This window comes from Cupriavidus sp. 2TAF22 (genome assembly GCF_052115045.1).
Taxonomy (GTDB): domain Bacteria; phylum Pseudomonadota; class Gammaproteobacteria; order Burkholderiales; family Burkholderiaceae; genus Cupriavidus.
Window position 1 is genome coordinate 151,250 of sequence record NZ_JBFRFX010000014.1, and the last position, 15,895, is coordinate 167,144.

Sequence of the window (15,895 nt, forward strand, 5' to 3'; positions counted from 1 at the left end):
GGCGCGGCCATGCCGCCGGCTCAGGCGTGGCGGAACACGGCGGGGCGTTTCTCCACGAAAGCGCGCGTGCCTTCACGCGCATCGTGCGAGCCCGCCGCCACCATGAACTGCATGGCCTCCACCGGCAGGCCCTCGTCGATCGGCAGGTTGATGCCACGCGTCACCGCGCGCAGCGAGGCCGCTACCGCCACCGCGGAATGGCGGGCGATGCTGTCGGCCAGTCGCACGCACGCGGGAATCAGGTCTTGCGCCTGCACCACCTCGTTGACCAGCCCGAAGCGCAGCGCGCCGGCCGCGTCGATCGGCTCGCCGGTGAGGATCATCTGGTTGGCGCGCTTTCGCCCGACGTGGCGCGGCAGCCGCTGCGTGCCGCCGAAGGTGGGCGGAAAGCCCAGCTTGATCTCCGGCTTGGCAAAGGTGGCATGGCTTGCCGCGATGGCCAGGCTGCATGCTTCCACGGTCTCGCATCCGCCGCCGTAGGCCAGGCCGTTGACCGCCGCGATGACCGGCTTGGGAAACGACTCGATGCGCCGCGTCATGGCCTGCCCGCGCTGCAGGAAGCGGCGCAGCGCCTGCTCCGGCGACGCCGCGATATCCGGCGCGAAGCCGGCGATGTCTGCGCCCGCGCTGAACGCGCGCGTGCCGCTGCCGGTCAGGATCACGCAGCGCACGGCCGGATCCGCCTCGATGGCATCCAGCCTTGCCATCAAGGCATCGATCAGCGCATAGCTCAGCGCATTGAGCTTGGCCGGACGGTTCAGTACCAGCAGCGCGTGCGCGCCCAGCGCTTCATATTGCACGAGCATATCGGCTTGATCGGCTTGATTGGCGTGACCGGCTTGACCGGCGGGGGCGCCGTGTCCGTCGTCCTGCGCAGCGTGCCCGTGGAGTGCATCGTTCATGGTCGTTCTCCTTTGTCGTGACGTTTTTTCCTGGCGTTCTTCAGGCGGGGTCCCGCACGGCAATGCACGCCGGCCGCCCCCGAAAGCCGGAGACAAACACCACGGTCTCCTCGGCCGCGACGAAGCGCTCGCCGCAGGCCAGCACGGTGTCGCGGCGCGCGGCGTCGAGCGCGGCCGATTGCTGGGTGAGCCATGCCATGCCCTGCGTGCAGATCAGGTAAGATCCAGAGCCAAGCGGGATCCGCAGCGCGGCCGGGCCGAGCAGCCAGAGGCCTTGCGCGGCAGCTGGCGTGGCCGATGGATTAACGCTCTGGGTCGTGGTCGTCGCGCGCATGTCAGCCTCCGGGCAAAGCGCTTCCCCTGTATCCGCCGCATGGGCTTGCGTCCGAATGCATCGGGTGAGCGTCGGATAGCGCCAGATGGGCGCCGGGAACCTTGACTGCATTCTTGCCGGGAACCGGCCGCAGCGGCCGGAAGGATTTTCATCAGCGGTATGCCTGGGCGTCATGACGATCCTGAGCCGAGCCTCCACCAGCGCGCTGCGCACCATGTCGCTCGAGGCCCTGCGCGGCTTCGAATCCGCCGCGCGCCATCTCAGCTTCACGGCAGCCGCCGAAGAGCTCTGCCTCACCCAGTCCGCCATCAGCAAGCAGGTCAAGAGCCTGGAAGACGTGCTCGGCGTCGCGCTGTTCCGGCGCGGCGGCAAAGGCCTGAGCTTGACCCCGGAAGGCCGCCAGCTCTATGAAGCCGCGCGCGAAGCCATCGGCCAGCTCGGCGCCGCCATCGACCGCCTGCTCGCCGTGGACCGCGTTTCCATCGCCGTCACCACCACGCCATCCTTCGCCGCCCTCTGGCTGGTGCCCAAGCTTGCCCGCTTCCAGGCCGCCGAACCCGGCATCGACGTCCGCATCGATGCCTCCGAACCCATGCTCAATCTCGAGCGCGAAGGCATCGACCTGGCCATCCGCCTCAATGCGCAAGCCCCCGGTCCCGGCGGTCCCCGCCCGCTGCTGCAGGAACGCCTGATGCTGGTGGCCGCCCCCGCCATCGCCGCGCGCATCACCGAGCCGCGCCACATACTCGATGCGCCCCTGCTGGTCTTCCACGACCCCGGCGCCCGCTTTGCCTGGATGTCGTGGACGCAGTGGTACCAGCGCCTGGGCTTGCTGCGCTCGCCCAAGCAGGCCTGCCTGTATTTCTCGCAATACGCGCACGTGCTCAACGCCGCCGTCCAGCAGGCGGGCATTGCCATCGGGCGCACGCCCATGGTGCTGCCGATGCTCAAGAGCGGCCAGTTGCAGGTGGTGGTGCCGGAGTACACCGCCGACGGGCTGACCTACCAGATCGTCACGTCAAGCGTGGAGCGGCCCGGCGTGCGGCAGTTCCGCGCCTGGCTGGAGAGCGAACTGGCGGGTGAGGTGATTGGGTAGTCGAGATCCGTTTCGCCCCAGGCCGGCGGCGCCTGTCCCATATGGCGCCTGTTCCATATGCAAAAACTGCCTTTCCATAGCTGAAAAGTTGTCTATACAAGTAACCGGCGGCTCGATAACATCGATCTGAACAACAAGCGCGCGCATGCCCGGCGCGCTTGTTGTCTTTCCACGTTTTTCGGAGTCCGAGGTGAATCGTCTTGTCCGCCAGCTTGCCAGTTCCACTGTCGTTCGCTTTGCGGGGGCAGCCGTGCTGGCCTGCGCAAGCCTGCCGTCGTTCGCTGCCGGCCCCGCCGCAGGCGAGGGTTTCCCGGCAAAGCCGGTGAGGGTGATCGTGCCGTTCGCGCCGGGCGGCGTGTCCGATGCCTTGCCGCGACTGGTGGGGCAGAAGCTGGCAGAGCAGTGGGGCCGTGCCGTGGTGATCGACAACAAGCCCGGCGCGGCAGGCAATATCGGCATGGAGGCCGCGGCGCGGGCACCCGCGGACGGCTATACGCTGGCGCTGGCGCCGGCAGGCAACCTCACGGTGAACCCGATTCTTTTCCCGAAGCTTGGCTTCGACACGCGCGACCTGGTCCCCGTGACGATGCTGGCGAGGTCGCCCAACGTGCTGGTGGTCAGCCCGGGCTTTCCCGCGCATTCGCTCAAGGCGCTGGTGGCCTACGCGCGCGCCCATCCGGGTGAACTGAATTTTGCCTCGCCGGGCAGCGGCAGCGGGGCGCACCTGGCGGGCGAGCTGCTGAACCTGGAGGCGGGCATCCAGACCGTGCACGTACCTTACAACGGCACCGCGAGCGCGCTCAATGATGTGCTTGGCGGGCAGGTACAGATGGTGTTCGCAGGCGTGTCGACCGTGCTGCAGCATATCCGTTCAGGCAAGCTGGTGGCGATTGCCGTGGCCGGGCCGCAGCGCCTGGCGCAGTTGCCGGGCGTGCCGACGGTAGCGGAGTCGGGCTATCCGGGCTTCGACGTGACCTCGTGGTACGGGCTGGTGGCGCCGAAGGGGACGCCGGACGCGGTGGTGCGCAAGTGGCAGGCGGATGCGGCCGCGGTGTTGCGCCAGCCGGAGGTGCGCGAGAAGATGCTGGGGCTTGGGCTCGAGCCGGTGGCGAGCACGCCGGAGGCATTCGCACGGACGATCTCCGCCGAAACGCTGAAATGGCGCGCGATCGTGCATCGCGCGAAGATCCAGCCATTGCAGTCTTAAGGCTGCGAAGACATCCCCTGAACCGGCACGGGCCGGCGGGCTCGGCCTCCTTGCCGTGCTCGCCGGCCTTCTTGTTTTCCGCCCTCTGGCAAGACTCCGCCCCAGGATCCTAGGGTAATCCCCAGTATGCCGTATCATCTCGCCCTGCGCGTTCGTCGCCAGGGCATGGTTGCGTCTCGGGCGCGGCACATTTGCGCATCTGTCCTGTCCAACGTGCTGGTTTTTACACATTGAACAGGTACGGGTTCTCCGCTCGAGGAGATCCCGGGGGCACGCGGGCGCTTTGTCGGGGCGTCCGGTGCCGGGTAATGCAGGAGATGCTTTTGGCAACAAACGAAACCCAGCGCAGAACTGAGGTTGACCTGATTCGCGGCGTCGCGCTGATCTTCATCGTGGTCGACCACGTGAATGGCAGCGTGCTGGCTGACTATACGATCCGCAATTTCGCGTTCTTCGACGCGGCGGAGATCTTTGTCTTCCTGGCCGGCTATTCGGCCAGCTCGGCCTTCCTGGCCATGGAGGCGCGCCACGGCGCGGCTGCCGCGCAGAGCCGCCTGGTGCGGCGCAGCTGGGAGATCTACAAGGCGTTCGTGCTGACCGGCGTGCTGATGCTGGTGTTCGGTCTGCTGCTGGCGCTGGCACGCGTGCCGGCACCGGCGGTGGTATCCACCGAGGCGCCGATCTTCATGGCGCATCCGTTCAGCACGCTGGTCGAGGTGTTCAGCGTGGCGCGCCAGCCCTTCGTCTCGGACGTGCTGCCGATGTATGCGGTGTTCATCCTGTTCGCGCCGCTGGGCATCCGCATGGCGCGCGCGCGGCCGTTGACCTTCGTCGGCGCCAGCGCGCTGCTGTGGCTGATGGCGCCGATGCTCACGCCGCTGCTGCCGAGCAGCGACGGCAATGGCTGGAGTTTCAATCCCTTTGCCTGGCAACTGATGTTCGGCCTGGGGCTGATGGCGCGCCTGCGGCCTGACGTGATCCTGCCGCGCCAGCAACTGGTGCGCTGGGTGGTGACGGTGCTGGCGGTGGCGATGACGCTGGCCGGCGTGTTGCTGGCCTACCTGTGGATGCGTCCGCACGTCTATGAGCCGTGGCTGCCGGCGTGGCTGCCGACCATGGTGTTCCCGCTGCCCAAGAAGAGCCTGGCGGCGCTGCGCGTGGCGAGCTTCCTGGGCCTGGCATGGCTGGCCTACCTGGCGGTGCGCGCGGGCTGGGTGGCGCGGCTGGCCTCGGTGATGGGGCCGGTGGTGCAGATCGGCCGCCATAGCCTGTTCTGCTTTGTCTTCGGCGCGGTGGTGTCGGTGGTGATCGAGGGCTTTACCTATGGCATCGCCGGTGGGCGGCCGTCGCGGCCCATCGCGCTGGGCGGCGATATCGTCGCGGTGGCACTGCTGCTGGTGATCGGCGGCTGGTGGGGGCGGCGCAAGGAAGAACGCAAGGCCGCTGCCGCCTAGCTGCGCAGCCTAGCTGCGCCGGGTGGCGCGGCCGGGTTGCAAGGCCCGGGCGCTCCCGCTCCTGTCAGCGGCGTACCAGCGCAATCGCGTACACGCACGGCGTATCGCCGGGATTGAAGAACGTGCAGGCCACCGGGGGGCCGAGCTGGAGGCAGTCTCCGGCGTTCAGCGTGTGCACCAGATCGCCTTCCTCGAAGACCAGCGTGCCTTCGCGCATCCAGATCTGCTGGTGCTGGAAGGTGAACGCGGCGGGCGGATAGGAGACGCGGGTCCCGGCCGGCAGCATGACTTCGAGCAATTCCAGCATGCCGCCGTTGCGCGGCGAGACCGCGCGGCGCGTGTAGCCGGTTTCCGGATCCTGCCAGACCGCCTGGTCGTCATGCCGGCTGAGGCGCTCGCCAGCCTGTTCGGCCAGCGCCAGCAGCATCGACAGCTGCAGGCCGAACGCGCCGGACAGGCGACCGAGCACGGTGGCGGTGGGGCTGGCCTCGCCGCGCTCGATCTTGCTGATCATGGCTTTGGACACCCCCGAGCGATCGGCCAGGTCCGACAGCGACCAGCCGCGCGATTCGCGCTCGGTCCTGATGCGGGCGGAGATGGCGACGGTAGGATCGGCGGAAGGCTGGTTTTGCATGGGACTGGAATCCGGGCGCGGGGCCGTGGCGATGGTCGCCGCATTATACGAGGCGCCGTCCTGGTGCCGCCCCGCGCCTGCCGCCTGTAGCCGGGGTCCTTGCGGTCCATCGGCCCGAGCATCGCCGGCCATTCCATCTATGACGATATCTGCATGTTTTTCCCGGCCGCCCATGCCGATGCGTATTGCGTATCGCGTATCGCCGGCGTGGCCGGGCCAGTGTATTCGAAATTGGCTAAAGGGGTCTTCCGGGAATGCGGTTTGACGAAGTTGCCCGGTGCAGGCATCGTGCAGGACAATGACCCGGTGGTTCAGGACGAATCCTGTCRCAACAGGGACGCCGGGAACCCGGGCGCGAGTCTCGCGTACCGGAATCGCAGGCCTGGATGGCCGCAAGGCAGGAGAAGACCATGAGTATTGGAACGCCGGGCCATCTGCGCTCTCTGCTTTTCGTACCCGCCGACAGCGACAGGAAGCTCGAAGCATCCTTGCGGTCCGGCGCCGATGCGCTGGTTTTCGACCTCGAGGATGCCGTGCCCGAGGAAGGGAAGGGCGAGGCGAGGAAGCGGCTTTCGGCCTTCCTCGATGTGCACCGGGAATCGATGCCCGCCTGCTTCTTCGTGCGGATCAATGGCCTGTCCACGGCGCACGTCCTTGAAGACCTCGCAACCGTCGTGCGTCACCGTCCCGATGCCATCGTGTTACCAAAATGCCGGAGTGTCGACGATGTGCACCGGCTAGGCGATTTTCTTTCCGCGTTCGAGCACATCCTGCTCGGCGGCAAGCAGCAGACCGGCATCATCGCCATGGCGACGGAGACGTCGGAGGGCGTGTTCGGTCTCTCGTCGTACCGCAACGCCCCCATGCGTCTGCGCGCGCTGATGTGGGGCGTCGACGATCTGGCCGCGGATCTGGGCGCTTTCTCGTCGCATGCCGGCCGGGAGCTCACATCGCCCTTCTCCGTGGCGCGGACCATGTGCCTGCTTGCGGCCGCCCAGGCGGGCGTCGACGCGATCGATGCCGTCAGCACCAAACTCGGCGACGAAGCGCAGATCGTGGCAGAGGCCTTGCAGGCGCGCCGCGATGGATTCGTAGCCAAGGCGGCGGGGCATCCGGCACATATCGCCGCGATCAACCAGGCCTTCCTTCCCAATGAGGAAGAAGTGGTCTGGGCAAGGCAGGTGGTGGCCGCGTTCTCTACCGTGGGCGCGTCCGGCGTGGTGCGCCTCGGGGACACGATGATCGACCGGCCGCATCTGCGCCTGGCCCACCGGATACTTTGCCAGGTCGACGGCGAGGACTGACTTGCGTCGCCGTGGCCGCCAGGCGAACCGCCCGGTGGCGGCGGCCATCTGACGGGCGCCGGCGTCGGCGCTGTTTCCCGCTTCCCCGCTTCCCGCATCTGGCATCTGGCATCTGGCATCTGGCATCTGGCATTGCGCCGGGCTGCCTCACATGCTCGCGTTAACCCTTATCGAATTTCGCTTTTATCGGTAGTCATCCGTCCACTATATTAAACGCAATGAGCGGGGTGGCAGACATTGGCCGGTTTGCGGCGAAGCAGCGGCCCCGGCGGACCAATGGCTGACCTGGAGCCGGCATGCCCCGTGAAATTCGTCTGAACGCCTTTGACATGAACTGCGTGGGCCACATCCAGCAGGGGCTGTGGACCCACCCGCGCGATCAATCCAGTCGCTTCGGCGAATTGCAGTACTGGACCGACTACGCGAAGACGCTCGAAGCCGGCCTGTTCGACGGCATCTTCCTCGCCGACGTGGTGGGCGTGTACGACGTCTACGGCGGCAGTCCGGACGCCGCGCTGCGCGGCGCGGTGCAGGTGCCGGTGAACGACCCGACGCTGATCATCCCGGCCATGGCGGCGGTCACGCGCCATCTCGGCTTCGGCGTGACCTGCAACCTGACCTACGAGCAGCCGTTCCTGTTCGCGCGCCGCATGTCCACGCTCGACCACCTGACCGGCGGGCGCATCGGCTGGAATATCGTGACCGGCTATCTCGACAGTGCGGCACGCGCCATCGGCATCGAAGGGCAGGCGGCGCACGACGACCGCTACGACCTCGCCGACGAATACATGGCGCTGGTCTACAAGCTCTGGGAAGGCAGCTGGGACGACGACGCCGTGGTCCACGACCGCGCCGGCGGCGTCTATGCCGATCCGTCCAAGGTGCGCGCCGTCCACCATCGCGGCCCGCAGTACAAGGTCGACGCCGTGCACCTGTGCGCGCCGTCGCCGCAGCGCACCCCGGTGCTGTACCAGGCGGGATCGTCCGCGCGCGGGCGCCGGTTCGCGGCCACGCACGCCGAATGCGTGTTCGTGAACGGGCAGAAGAAGGAGGGGGTGCAGGAGATCGTCGGCGACATCCGCGCCCAGGCGGTGCGGCAGGGCCGCCGCGCGGAAGACGTCAAGGTGTTCATGGGCGCCACCATCGTCACCGGCAGGACCGATGCCGAGGCGCAGGAAAAGTACGAGGAATACCGCCGCTATGTCAGTTCCGAGGCGGCACTGGTGCACGCGGCCGCGTCGATGGGCATCGACTTCGCGCGCTATGACATCGACGAGCCCATCCAGGCCAGCAAGAGCCAGGCCATCGTATCCAATGTGGAGGCCATGACGCGCAGCGCCGGCCCGCAATGGACCCGCCGCAAGCTGCTCGAGCAGATGGTGCTGGGCAGCCGACAGGCGCCTTGGGTGGGCAGCGCCGGGCGCATCGCGGACCTGATGCAGGGCTGGAGCCAGGACACCGGCGTGGACGGCTTCAATCTCTCGCGCACCGTGATGCCGGAGTGCTTCGACGATGTGATCGGGCTGCTGGTGCCGATCCTGCAGGAGCGCGGCGTCTACAAGACCGCGTACCGCGACGGCACCTACCGCGACAAGCTGTTCGGCCACGCCCGCCTGCCGGCCACGCACGCTGCCGCCCGTTACCGCGGCGCCGCCGCGGTTGCAGGCGCGCAGGCCTGAGATCATCATTCTGCGCAGGCACCGGACAAGGGCATGGTAGACAAGACGACTTTCCGAGACGCGATGGCAGGGCTGGGCGCCGCCGTCAACGTCATCACCACCGACGGCGTGGCGGGCCTGGCCGGCTGCACCGCTTCCGCCGTATGCGGCGTGACCGACGAGCCGCCCATGCTGCTGGTGTGCATCAACCGCGCCAGCCGCAACAATGCCGCCATGCGCGAGAACGGCCGGCTGTGCGTCAATGTGCTCAGCGCGGAACAGCGCGACGTGGCGATGCGCTTTTCCAGCAAGGACGTCTCGATCGGCGAGCGCTTTGCCAGTGCAGAGTGGGAGCGCATGGAGACCGGCGCGCCGGTGCTGCGCGGCGCGGTCAGCGCGCTCGATTGCGAGATCGAATCGGTGACCGAGGTCGGCACGCACACGGTGTTCTTCTGCGCGGTCCGGGCCGCGCGCGCGCAGGACGACCGCGACGGGCTGATCTATTTCGGCCGCGATTTCCACCGGGTCGGCGCGGCGGCGCCAGCCGACGCCGGGACCTGACGCGATGGCTCGCGCCCAGGCCGCGCCCGTCATGTCCTCCACGCCCGCAATGCCCGCCGCCGCCCACCTGCCCGGCAAGACCGCCTCGCTAGTCATCCTGCTGTTGTCACAGGTGGCGGCGATGGGCGTGTGGTTCTCGTCGAGCACGGTGATCGCCGTTATCAAGCAGGCGCACGCGATCGCGGCCTTCGACGAAGCCCTGCTGACCAGCGCGGTGCAGTTCGGCTTTGTCGCCGGCACCATTACCTCGGCCTTGCTGTCGCTGCCGGACCGCTACGATCTGCGGCGCCTGTTCATGGGTTCCGCGCTGGTGGCGGCGCTGGCCACCGGCGCGCTGGCGTTCCTGCCGCCCACCGGCGGCGTGGTGGTGCTGCTGCGCTTTGTCACCGGCATGTGCATGGCGGGAGTCTATCCCGTGGGCATGCGGATGGCCGCCACCTGGGCGCAGCGCGACCTGGGCCTGCTGATCGGCCTGCTGGTGGGCGCGCTCACGCTCGGCTCGGCCAGCCCGCACCTGCTGGCCGCCACCGGCGGGCTGGACTGGCGCACCATCTACGGCGTGGCCGCGGCCTGTGCCGCGGCAGCGGCGGTGCTGATCGGCTTCGCCAGCGTCGGTCCCAACATCAGGCGCGCCACGCGCATCGATATCGGCAAGGTGGCGCAGGCCTGGCGCAGCCCGGCAGTGCGCCTGGCCAACCTGGGCTATCTCGGCCATATGTGGGAGCTGTACGCGATGTGGGCCTGGCTGGCGCTGTTCCTGCAGCAGACGCTGGTCGCGCGCGGCGTGGCCGAAGCGCGCTCGCGGGCCGAATGGATGACCTTCGTGGTGGTGGCCGTGGGCGCGCTCGGCGCGTGGCTGGGCGGCTGGCTGGCCGACCGCGTGGGCCGCACCGCCGTGACCATCGGTGCCATGGGCATCAGCGCCTCGTGCGCGGCGCTGATGGGCTGGCTGTCCACCGCGCCGATGGCGCTGCTGGTGGCCGTGGCCTTGCTGTGGGGTCTGTCCGTGATCGCGGACTCCGCGCAGTTCTCCGCCAGCGTGACCGAGCTGGCCGATCCGTCCTCGGTGGGCACGCTGCTGACGGCGCAGACCTGCGCGGGCTTCCTGCTGACGCTGGTCAGCATCCACCTGGTGCCGGATGTCGTGGCGTATCTCGGCTGGCGCGGGGGCTTCGGCATGCTGGCCATCGGGCCGGCGCTGGGCTGCGTCGCCATGTGGCGGCTGCGGCGGCACCCGGATGCCGTCAAGCTGGCGGGCGGCAAGCGCTAGCCGCATGCCGCCTTGCGGTGCGTCGCGGCGTCCTTGCCGCCAGGGGCAGGCGGCGGCCGATGCGTGCATCGGCCTGCTGGTGGCGCTGGCTCAGGCCGCCTGCTGGCGCAAGGCGAAGGCCCGCTGCGCCGCCGGCCGCGTCACGCAGCGCTGGTGCCAGGCAGTCAAGCTGGTGAAGGCGCAGGCATCGATGTCGGCCAGACGGTGCAGCACCGATGCCACGTTCAGATCCGCCACGGTGAAGGTGTCGCCCAGCAAGTAGGGCTGGCGCGCGCAATGCGCGTCCAGCACGGCCAGCGGCTTGCGCAGCGCCGCCAGCGCCGCCAGCGCCGCGGCGGCCTGGGCGGGGTCGCGTTGCGCCTGTGGCAACAGCCGGGTGTGCTGGCTCCACTGCGTCAGGTGCGGCTCGACCATGGTGGCGGCCCACAGCGTCCATTGCAGGATCCCGGCGTCCTGTCCGGCGGTGCCGTCGCACAGCACCTGGCCCGCATGCTTGCGCGCCAGGTAGAGCGTGATGGCCAGCGACTCATAGATGACCAGGCCATCGTCGTCGATGGCGGGCACGGTGCCGTTGGGGTTGATCGCCAGGTAGGCGGGTGCCTTGGCTTGCGCCGAGGCGTAGTGCAGCGGGATGTTCTCGTAGGCCAGGCCAAGTTCTTCCGCCGCCCACAGGGGGCGGATGGCGCGCGAGGCGGCGATGCCGTAGATCTTCAGGGTCACGGGTGGGGTTCCGGCGGTTGGAAATGGGTGTCGGCAATCGGGGCGCGCTTCAATCGCCCAGCGCGATGCCGTCCTTGCGTTTGTCCGATGCGCCCAGCAGGCCGCCTGAGGCATCGCGCATGACGATCTGCGCGCCGCCGAAATCGCTGCGGTCGCCCAGCTCGCCAAGGCCGGCGGGGTCGGTGTAGCCGGCGTCGCGCAGGGCTTGCGCGATGGCCGGCGGCATGCCGGCTTCGATGGCGAGCGCGGTGTCGGACTCCAGCCGCCAGCGCGGCGCATCGAGCGCGGCTTGCAGCGGCTGCTGCCAGGCCGCCAGCCGCACCAGCAACTGCAATTGTCCTTGCGGCTGCATAAGGCCGCCGACCACGCCGAAGCCCGCATGGAAGCGGCCGTCGCGCAGCGCCGCGCCGGGCACGACCGTGTGGTACGGCCGCTTGCCGGGCGCGGGGCTGTTGATATGGCCGGGGCCGGCAAAGCCGAAGCCGCGGTTCTGCAGCACGAAGCCGCAACCCGGCACCGCTATGCCGGAGCCGAAGCGCTTGAAGATGCTGGTCATCAGCGTGACGGCCAGCCCGTCGCGATCCACCACCACGGTGCAGACTGTGTTGCCGGCCGGGTCCGCCACGGTTTGCTTGGCGTATTGCATGGCGCGGCCCATGGCTTGCACGGTGCGCAGCACGGCGGCGGGATCGTCCTGCGCCAGCAGGGCAGGGTCGAGCCGGCCCAGTTCGTCCAGCGCGTGCAGGATCGCCACGCCATGCGTATTGGGCGGGCACTCGAGCACGGTCAGGCCGCGGAAGGTCGTGGAAACCGGCGTGCAGAAATTCCCGCGATGGGCGGCGAAATCCGCGGCCGCCAGCGCGCCGCCGGCATTGCGGCTGGCTGTCGCGGCCGCCTGCGCGGGGGCGCCCAGGTAATAGGCATCGGCGCCTTCCGCCGCGATGGCGCCCAGCACCTTCGCCAGTTCCGGATTGCTGAAGGTCTCGCCGGCGACCGGCGGGCGGCCGGCGCGATAGAGCGCGGCGCAGACCGGGTCCTGGTGCAGCACGCGATCGAACACGGCCCATTCGCGCGCGGCTACCGGTGCGACCGGGAAGCCGTCGCGCGCCAGCGCGATCGCCGGGGCGAACAATTGCTTCCACTCCATGCGGCCATAGCGGCGGTGCAGATCCTCCCAGCCGCGCACCGCGCCGGGCGTGGTCAGCGAAAGCGCGTGGCGCTCGGGGATGCGCTGCCCGGGGAGGCCCGCCAGTGCCGCCATCGGAAAGGCCGCAGGCGCGCGGCCGGTGCCGTTGTAGCTGACCGCATGCCCGTCGGGCTCGACGATCATGGCCAGCATGTCGCCGCCGATGCCGGTGGCCATCGGCTCCACCACGCCCAGGATAGCGTCGGCCGCGAGCGCCGCGTCGACAGCGCTGCCGCCTTCGCGCAATACCCGCAGCGCTGCCTGCGCGGCGAGCGGGTGGCCGGTGGCGACCATGCAGTGCGCGGCGCGCACGCCTTCGGCCGGGGTTGCGGTTGTCATGCGGGTCGCTCCTTGCTTGTCAGGGGTTTGAGGTTCGGTGTTTCAGCGCCACAGGACCACGGCGCACATCGTCGAGACGGTCAGGCCCGCCAGCACCGGCACCAGCAGCGCGCGCACGGCATCGAGCACCGGCACGCGCGCAAAGCCGGTAATGGCCACCAGCGACGACCACGCGATCAGCGTCCCGCCGCCGGTCCATACCGCGCCCATCTGGCCCACCGCGCACAGCGTGGCCGCGTCCAGCCCGACCGTGGGCCCCAGCGCGCCGGCCAGCGTGCCGGTCAGCGGCAGGCCGGCAAAGCCGGAGCCGTCGATGCCGGTGATCATGCCCACCAGCAGTACGCCGAAGGCCACCAGTACGTGATTGTTTGGAATCCATTGCTCGGCGCCCTGGATCAGCTCGAACAGCAGGCTGGGCGCGTGGCCGGTGCCAACGTGCAGGATGGCGCCGGCCGTGTCGCTCGCGCCGATAAAGAAGAATCCCGCGATCGGCAGCACGGAGCCCATGGCCTTGAAGGCAAAGACGAAGCCGTCGGTGATGTGCTCTGCGCTCATGTCCAGCATCTTGCGCGGCCCTTCGGCAGCCAGCGTGCAAAGGATCATCAGCAGCGCCGCGGTGCCCCCCACCATGGCCGCGGCTTCGCCCCCCTTGAGCTCGGCCACGCCGAGGCCGAGCTTGGGCGAGACCATCAGCGCGATCACCGCCGCGAAGGCCAGCGGCGTGAGCACGGCAAATGCCTTGGACCACTTGATGCGGCGCTGCTCCACCATCGACAGGCTGCGCGCGATATTGGCGTCGGTGCCCAGCGGCTCGCCATGCGCGGTGCCGCGCGCCAGTTCGCTCTTGTCGAAGCTGCCGGCGCCACCGGCGGGGTCCATCCCGGTTTCCGCGCGGCCCTGCCAGCGCTCCAGCAGGCTGGTGCTGGCGGGGCGGATATGGCCGCGGATGGAAAGATAGGCCAGCGTCAGCGCGATGCCGCCGGTGATCAGCGACAGCACCAGCGCGCGGTCCGCCACCATGGCGGCGCTGACCGCGGCGCCGGCCGCCTTGGCGCTGATGCCCGGCGCCACGCCGATCACGTAGTCGGACGACAGCGCGGTGCCCTGGCCTGCGATGGCAATGGCCATGGCGCCGGCCAGCGGCGGCAGCCCGGCGGCGATGGCGGCCGGCAGCAGGATGGCGGACACCAGCGGGATCGCCGGGGTGGGCCAGAAGAACAGCGAGATGGCATAGGTGATGGCGGCCAGCATGAAGTAAGCCGTGTGGCCGTTCTTCATCACCGAACGGAAGGGCTCCACCATGCGCACGTCGGAACGCAGGGCCTTGAGCGCGTTGAGCAGCGCTGTCATCAGCGCGATCACCAGGAAGATGTTGAACAGTTCGCGCGCCGCCACGAAGCTGGCGTTGAAGATGCTGGCCAGCGCGCTGACCGGGCTATGGGTCCAGGCCAGGGTCACCAGGAAGGTGGCGATGATCGAGGGCACCACCACGTTGGCGCGGAACACCATGGTGAGCACGATGGCGAACACGCCGGCGAGGTAGACCCAGTGGGCCGCGCCGATGGCGATATGTGAATCCATTTTGGGGGTTGTCTCCTGTGCCGGCGTGACGAAGGCGGTGTCGCCGGTCTGTGCAGAGGCGGCATCGTAGCCGGCCTTGTGCCAAAGCGGCAAACTTTGGCGCGGCGGGGCGGCATGCAGGTGCGCCGCAGCTATCCTGCGGCAAGCCGGGAGCACGCCGCATCACAAGCGGCGCTCGCTTATCCGGCGACGGATACGGCCTTGGCCGCGGCGCTGGTCTGCGCTTCCCAGGACACGCTGATGTCGCCGTTCACAAAGGTCTGGCAAGCCATGCGGTAGCCCTGGCCGAACTGCTCCTCGGTCAGGTGCTTGCGCTCCTTGGGCTTGATGGCGTCGGTGAACTCGAGGCCGCTTTCGATCTTGCACTTGCAGGTGCCGCACAGGCCGCCGCCGCACTTGAAGGGGATGCCGCCTTTCTCGCGCAGGGAAACGCGCAGCAGGTTGCTGTTCTCGGGGGCGGTGACGACCTTGCTGTCGTTGGTGACAAAGGTGATTTCAATCATGGAAACAGTCCGATTGCATGAGGGGGCTGCCCGGCGCCGTGCCGGTCATACTCGGTTTGTCGTGGATGGGGTTGTTCAGTCGGGATGCTTCACCAGCGCGATATCCATGCTGCCGAAGCTGGCCAGCCGCCTGAGTTCCTCGCGTGCGCCTTCGAGCGTGTCGAACTTCTCCAGGAATTTGGAGGGCACGTAGTTGACGATGGGCTGCGTGCCGCCATCGGCTTGCTCTACCACCTTCACCTTGACCGGATACGCCAGCTCGGCGATCACGTACTGCGCCGTCATGCGGCCGTAGAAGAGGTAGTCGTAGGCCTCCACGGCCGACAGTCCTTCGACGAGTTCGGTATGGAACTGCCCTGGCTTGCTGCTGAGAATCACGTACATGACTTTGCCGCTTGCTTGTTGCCGCTGGTACAGGTGCGGAGAATTGCCGATGGCTCACGAATTGCTGGTTGCCGTCACCGGCCGCGCTGCGGCTGGCATGGCCTTGGGCGCGACGCTCTCTGGCGGCAGTTCGTCCTGGGCCAGCTCGATGTCATGCTCCAGCCAGATCTGGCAGGTCAGCCGGTAGCCCTGTTCGAGCCGCTCGCCGAGCTGCTTCTTTTCCTTCCAGTTGGGCGGCGGCAGGTGCTCGGCGCCCGAGATCACGCGGCAGGCGCATTTCGAGCACTTGCCCATGCCGCATTCGTAGCGCAGGTTCGGATACGGAAACTGCTTGATTCCCGCCCGGACCACCAGGTTGGTACTGGGCTTGACCTCGTCTTCGAAGGTCTGGCCATTCTTGTGAAATACGACTTTCGGCATACAACTGTTCCGCAAGCGGTCCGTGGTGGTCTGTCAAGGACGGCCGGCGTGCAATGCCGGCCGCGTGCGATGACGCAGCCCTCTCAAGCGGCGAGTTCGAGTTCGGGCAGCGGGATTTCCTGCGCGACGTAGTCGTGATAGAGGGCGGTGGTATAGAGCAGGCGCATCTGTGCGCCGATCTCGCAGATCTTCAGGCAGCGCTGCTGGAGTTCGGGGGTGTCGGCGTGTTCGAGCACGATCTGGTAGCCGCGCTCGCCGTGGATTTCGTCGGAGACGATATGCAGGTCGAAGAACTCGACTTCTTCGTCGGTGAAGTTGTACTTGTCGCGCAGGGTGGGGGTC

17 protein-coding genes are annotated in these 15,895 nt (G+C 68.4%); 7 read left to right on the forward strand and 10 right to left on the reverse strand.

Annotated features, from left to right (window positions below; translation table 11 throughout):
• Nucleotides 1-20: 20 nt before the first annotated feature.
• Complete coding sequence (locus AB4Z48_RS19270) at nucleotides 21-902, reverse strand: crotonase/enoyl-CoA hydratase family protein (RefSeq protein ID WP_441616793.1); 882 nt, start codon at nucleotides 900-902, stop codon at nucleotides 21-23.
• 40 nt (nucleotides 903-942) lie between these two features.
• Nucleotides 943-1,236, reverse strand: coding sequence for a DUF2917 domain-containing protein (locus AB4Z48_RS19275; protein WP_441616795.1), 294 nt, complete (start codon nucleotides 1,234-1,236; stop codon nucleotides 943-945).
• A 172-nt stretch (nucleotides 1,237-1,408) separates the two neighbouring features.
• Here AB4Z48_RS19275 and AB4Z48_RS19280 point away from each other — a divergent pair, with 172 nt between their 5' ends.
• From AB4Z48_RS19280 to AB4Z48_RS19290, 3 genes are all read left to right on the forward strand, one after another.
• Nucleotides 1,409-2,332 (forward strand): LysR substrate-binding domain-containing protein, encoded by a 924-nt coding sequence (locus AB4Z48_RS19280; protein ID WP_441616797.1) that lies wholly within the window; start codon nucleotides 1,409-1,411, stop codon nucleotides 2,330-2,332.
• Nucleotides 2,333-2,522: 190 nt separating this feature from the next.
• Nucleotides 2,523-3,539: a Bug family tripartite tricarboxylate transporter substrate binding protein gene (locus AB4Z48_RS19285; RefSeq protein ID WP_441616799.1), complete on the forward strand. Its 1,017-nt coding sequence runs from the start codon at nucleotides 2,523-2,525 to the stop codon at nucleotides 3,537-3,539.
• A gap of 317 nt (nucleotides 3,540-3,856) precedes the next feature.
• Nucleotides 3,857-4,993, forward strand: a complete 1,137-nt coding sequence (locus tag AB4Z48_RS19290; protein ID WP_441616801.1) for an OpgC domain-containing protein — start codon at nucleotides 3,857-3,859, stop codon at nucleotides 4,991-4,993.
• Between the two features lie 64 nt (nucleotides 4,994-5,057).
• Here the strand turns inward: AB4Z48_RS19290 and AB4Z48_RS19295 are convergent, their stop codons facing one another.
• Nucleotides 5,058-5,627, reverse strand: coding sequence for a helix-turn-helix domain-containing protein (locus AB4Z48_RS19295; RefSeq protein WP_441616803.1), 570 nt, complete (start codon nucleotides 5,625-5,627; stop codon nucleotides 5,058-5,060).
• Between the two features lie 410 nt (nucleotides 5,628-6,037).
• On the opposite strand from AB4Z48_RS19295, the gene AB4Z48_RS19300 reads away from it, so the two are divergent.
• The 4 genes from AB4Z48_RS19300 to AB4Z48_RS19315 all read left to right on the forward strand — a co-directional run bounded on the left by AB4Z48_RS19300 (nucleotide 6,038) and on the right by AB4Z48_RS19315 (nucleotide 10,420).
• Complete coding sequence (locus AB4Z48_RS19300) at nucleotides 6,038-6,931, forward strand: HpcH/HpaI aldolase/citrate lyase family protein (protein ID WP_441616805.1); 894 nt, start codon at nucleotides 6,038-6,040, stop codon at nucleotides 6,929-6,931.
• A 296-nt stretch (nucleotides 6,932-7,227) separates the two neighbouring features.
• On the forward strand, nucleotides 7,228-8,610 hold the full coding sequence (locus AB4Z48_RS19305; RefSeq protein ID WP_441616807.1) for an LLM class flavin-dependent oxidoreductase: 1,383 nt from the start codon (nucleotides 7,228-7,230) through the stop codon (nucleotides 8,608-8,610).
• 33 nt (nucleotides 8,611-8,643) lie between these two features.
• Nucleotides 8,644-9,150, forward strand: a complete 507-nt coding sequence (locus AB4Z48_RS19310) for a flavin reductase (RefSeq protein WP_441616809.1) — start codon at nucleotides 8,644-8,646, stop codon at nucleotides 9,148-9,150.
• 31 nt (nucleotides 9,151-9,181) lie between these two features.
• The gene (locus AB4Z48_RS19315) at nucleotides 9,182-10,420 is read left to right on the forward strand and encodes an MFS transporter (RefSeq protein ID WP_441616810.1); all 1,239 of its coding nucleotides are present in this window, start codon (nucleotides 9,182-9,184) and stop codon (nucleotides 10,418-10,420) included.
• 90 nt (nucleotides 10,421-10,510) lie between these two features.
• Here AB4Z48_RS19315 and AB4Z48_RS19320 read toward each other — a convergent pair whose 3' ends face one another.
• From AB4Z48_RS19320 to AB4Z48_RS19350, 7 genes are all read right to left on the reverse strand, one after another.
• Complete coding sequence (locus tag AB4Z48_RS19320) at nucleotides 10,511-11,140, reverse strand: glutathione S-transferase family protein (protein WP_441616812.1); 630 nt, start codon at nucleotides 11,138-11,140, stop codon at nucleotides 10,511-10,513.
• Between the two features lie 49 nt (nucleotides 11,141-11,189).
• Nucleotides 11,190-12,665 carry a gamma-glutamyltransferase family protein gene (locus tag AB4Z48_RS19325; RefSeq protein ID WP_441616814.1) on the reverse strand — a complete coding sequence of 492 codons (1,476 nt, stop codon included), beginning with the start codon at nucleotides 12,663-12,665 and terminating at the stop codon, nucleotides 11,190-11,192.
• Nucleotides 12,666-12,707: 42 nt separating this feature from the next.
• On the reverse strand, nucleotides 12,708-14,246 hold the full coding sequence (locus AB4Z48_RS19330) for a hypothetical protein (RefSeq protein ID WP_441616816.1): 1,539 nt from the start codon (nucleotides 14,244-14,246) through the stop codon (nucleotides 12,708-12,710).
• 179 nt (nucleotides 14,247-14,425) lie between these two features.
• The gene (locus AB4Z48_RS19335; protein ID WP_441616818.1) at nucleotides 14,426-14,749 is read right to left on the reverse strand and encodes a 2Fe-2S iron-sulfur cluster-binding protein; all 324 of its coding nucleotides are present in this window, start codon (nucleotides 14,747-14,749) and stop codon (nucleotides 14,426-14,428) included.
• Between the two features lie 75 nt (nucleotides 14,750-14,824).
• Nucleotides 14,825-15,133 (reverse strand): ferredoxin, encoded by a 309-nt coding sequence (locus AB4Z48_RS19340; RefSeq protein ID WP_441616820.1) that lies wholly within the window; start codon nucleotides 15,131-15,133, stop codon nucleotides 14,825-14,827.
• Between the two features lie 54 nt (nucleotides 15,134-15,187).
• Nucleotides 15,188-15,553 carry a 2Fe-2S iron-sulfur cluster-binding protein gene (locus AB4Z48_RS19345; RefSeq protein WP_441616822.1) on the reverse strand — a complete coding sequence of 122 codons (366 nt, stop codon included), beginning with the start codon at nucleotides 15,551-15,553 and terminating at the stop codon, nucleotides 15,188-15,190.
• An 83-nt stretch (nucleotides 15,554-15,636) separates the two neighbouring features.
• On the reverse strand, nucleotides 15,637-15,895 hold a 259-nt coding region (locus tag AB4Z48_RS19350), incomplete at its 5' end, for an iron-containing redox enzyme family protein (RefSeq protein ID WP_441616824.1).

Bases quoted from the DNA above. Each gene is read 5' to 3' on its own strand.
- AB4Z48_RS19270 (WP_441616793.1), bottom strand. From the start codon at position 902: ATGAACGATGCACTCCACGGGCACGCTGCGCAGGACGACGGACACGGC.
- AB4Z48_RS19275 (WP_441616795.1), bottom strand. From the start codon at position 1,236: ATGCGCGCGACGACCACGACCCAGAGCGTTAATCCATCGGCCACGCCA.
- AB4Z48_RS19280 (WP_441616797.1), top strand. From the start codon at position 1,409: ATGACGATCCTGAGCCGAGCCTCCACCAGCGCGCTGCGCACCATGTCG.
- AB4Z48_RS19290 (WP_441616801.1), top strand. From the start codon at position 3,857: ATGCTTTTGGCAACAAACGAAACCCAGCGCAGAACTGAGGTTGACCTG.
- AB4Z48_RS19295 (WP_441616803.1), bottom strand. From the start codon at position 5,627: ATGCAAAACCAGCCTTCCGCCGATCCTACCGTCGCCATCTCCGCCCGC.
- AB4Z48_RS19300 (WP_441616805.1), top strand. From the start codon at position 6,038: ATGAGTATTGGAACGCCGGGCCATCTGCGCTCTCTGCTTTTCGTACCC.
- AB4Z48_RS19305 (WP_441616807.1), top strand. From the start codon at position 7,228: ATGCCCCGTGAAATTCGTCTGAACGCCTTTGACATGAACTGCGTGGGC.
- AB4Z48_RS19310 (WP_441616809.1), top strand. From the start codon at position 8,644: ATGGTAGACAAGACGACTTTCCGAGACGCGATGGCAGGGCTGGGCGCC.
- AB4Z48_RS19315 (WP_441616810.1), top strand. From the start codon at position 9,182: ATGTCCTCCACGCCCGCAATGCCCGCCGCCGCCCACCTGCCCGGCAAG.
- AB4Z48_RS19325 (WP_441616814.1), bottom strand. From the start codon at position 12,665: ATGACAACCGCAACCCCGGCCGAAGGCGTGCGCGCCGCGCACTGCATG.
- AB4Z48_RS19330 (WP_441616816.1), bottom strand. From the start codon at position 14,246: ATGGATTCACATATCGCCATCGGCGCGGCCCACTGGGTCTACCTCGCC.
- AB4Z48_RS19335 (WP_441616818.1), bottom strand. From the start codon at position 14,749: ATGATTGAAATCACCTTTGTCACCAACGACAGCAAGGTCGTCACCGCC.
- AB4Z48_RS19340 (WP_441616820.1), bottom strand. From the start codon at position 15,133: ATGTACGTGATTCTCAGCAGCAAGCCAGGGCAGTTCCATACCGAACTC.
- AB4Z48_RS19345 (WP_441616822.1), bottom strand. From the start codon at position 15,553: ATGCCGAAAGTCGTATTTCACAAGAATGGCCAGACCTTCGAAGACGAG.